The 2,263-nt window shown below is 53.7% G+C and carries 2 rRNA genes (1 of these 2 only partly in view); both read right to left on the bottom strand.

Annotated features, from left to right (window positions below):
• Positions 1 to 63: 63 nt before the first annotated feature.
• A 5S ribosomal RNA gene (gene rrf, locus CVS29_RS17975) occupies positions 64 to 180 on the bottom strand.
• 217 nt (positions 181 to 397) lie between these two features.
• A 23S ribosomal RNA gene (locus CVS29_RS17970) occupies positions 398 to 2,263 on the bottom strand (it continues 1,397 nt past the right edge of the window).

Here is a 2,263-nt window from a genome sequence, read left to right as displayed (position 1 = left end):
GTGGTGTTAAAGGTGGGGAGGCCCCGCACCTGGTGGTGTGGGGCCTCTACCCTTTTTGGTGTTGTCCGGCGGTGTCCTACTCTCCCACATCCTCACGAATGCAGTACCATCGGCGCTGTGGGTCTTAGCTTCCGGGTTCGGAATGGGACCGGGCGTTTCCCCCACGCTATGACCACCGTAACTCGTTCCCCAACCCTGTGATGGGTGGGTGGCTTGTTGGGTGTTCTTGTGATGAACAACAGTATTTTATTGTACATGTTTTTACTGGTGGTCACGGACCGGGGTCCGTGATTGTTAGTAAAATCATGGTTGGTTTCCATACCAGTAAACCGGGTGGGTTTGTTGGTTGGGAACCACATAGTGAACGCGAGCAGATCTTATGTTTATAAGAGTGTGTGTGGTGTAAGTTATCGGCCTATTAGTACCGGTCAGCTTCACGAGTCTTTAGTCCTCGCTTCCACGTCCGGCCTATCAACCCAGTGGTCTAGCTGGGGGCCTCTCACACATAACTGTGTATGGAAATCTCATCTTGAAGTGGGCTTCCCGCTTAGATGCTTTCAGCGGTTATCCCTTCCGAACGTAGCTAATCAGCGATGCACTTGGCAGTACAACTGACACACCAGAGGTTCGTCCGTCCCGGTCCTCTCGTACTAAGGACAGCTCTTCTCAAATTTCCTGCGCGCGCAGCGGATAGGGACCGAACTGTCTCACGACGTTCTAAACCCAGCTCGCGTACCGCTTTAATGGGCGAACAGCCCAACCCTTGGGACCTACTCCAGCCCCAGGATGCGACGAGCCGACATCGAGGTGCCAAACCATGCCGTCGATATGGACTCTTGGGCAAGATCAGCCTGTTATCCCCGAGGTACCTTTTATCCGTTGAGCGACGGCCATTCCACAATGTGCCGCCGGATCACTAGTCCCGACTTTCGTCCCTGCTCGAGGTGTCCCTCTCACAGTCAAGCTCCCTTGTGCACTTACACTCGAAACCTGATTGCCAACCAGGCTGAGGGAACCTTTGGGCGCCTCCGTTACTTTTTAGGAGGCAACCGCCCCAGTTAAACTACCCATCAGGCACTGTCCCTGACCCGGATTACGGGCCGAAGTTAGATGTCCAAAGTGACCAGAGTGGTATTTCAACGATGACTCCACCACAACTAGCGTTGCGGTTTCACAGTCTCCCACCTATCCTACACAAGCCACTCCGAACACCAATACCAAACTATAGTAAAGGTCTCGGGGTCTTTCCGTCCTGCTGCGCGTAACGAGCATCTTTACTCGTACTGCAATTTCGCCGAGTTTATGGTTGAGACAGCGGGGAAGTCGTTACTCCATTCGTGCAGGTCGGAACTTACCCGACAAGGAATTTCGCTACCTTAGGATGGTTATAGTTACCACCGCCGTTTACTGGGGCTTAAATTCTCAGCTTCGCACACAAGTGTGCTAACCGGTCCTCTTAACCTTCCAGCACCGGGCAGGAGTCAGTCCGTATACATCGTCTTGCGACTTCGCACGGACCTGTGTTTTTAGTAAACAGTCGCTTCCCCCTGGTCTCTGCGGCCCACACTCGCTCACGGACAGCTAGTGTCCTTCACGAGGCAGGCCCCCCTTCTCCCGAAGTTACGGGGGCATTTTGCCGAGTTCCTTAACCATAATTCTCTCGATCGCCTTAGTATTCTCTACCTGATCACCTGTGTCGGTTTGGGGTACGGGCAGTTAGAACCTCACGTCGATGCTTTTCTAGGCAGCATAGGATCACCGAATTCCCCCGTAAGGGGGTCCCATCAGATCTCAGAATCGTCATTGAAGACAACACAACGGATTTGCCTATCGTGTTTCCTACGTCCTTAGACCGGGACTACCATCGCCCGGCTCGGCTACCTTCCTGCGTCACACCTGTTAATACGTTTACCTCCCCAGTTCAGATCCCACGCTCCACACACACCCTGGTCCCGAAGGACACGCAGTGGTGTTTTGGGTGGTTAGTATCACTGGTTCAATATTGGCGGTTCTTCACCGGTACGGGAATATCAACCCGTTGTCCATCGACTACGCCTGTCGGCCTCGCCTTAGGTCCCGACTTACCCAGGGCAGATTAGCTTGACCCTGGAACCCTTGATCATTCGGCGGACGGGTTTCTCACCCGTCTTTCGCTACTCATGCCTGCATTCTCACTCGTGTAGGCTCCACCGCTAGTTCACACTGCGGCTTCAATGCCTACACGACGCTCCCCTACCACTCCAAACCCCTGAACAAGAACAAG

Source organism: Arthrobacter psychrochitiniphilus (assembly GCF_003185915.1).
In the GTDB taxonomy this organism is placed as follows: domain Bacteria; phylum Actinomycetota; class Actinomycetes; order Actinomycetales; family Micrococcaceae; genus Specibacter; species Specibacter psychrochitiniphilus.
The sequence above is the reverse complement of the archived record's forward strand: the minus strand, read 5'-3'. Positions and strand labels throughout refer to the sequence as shown.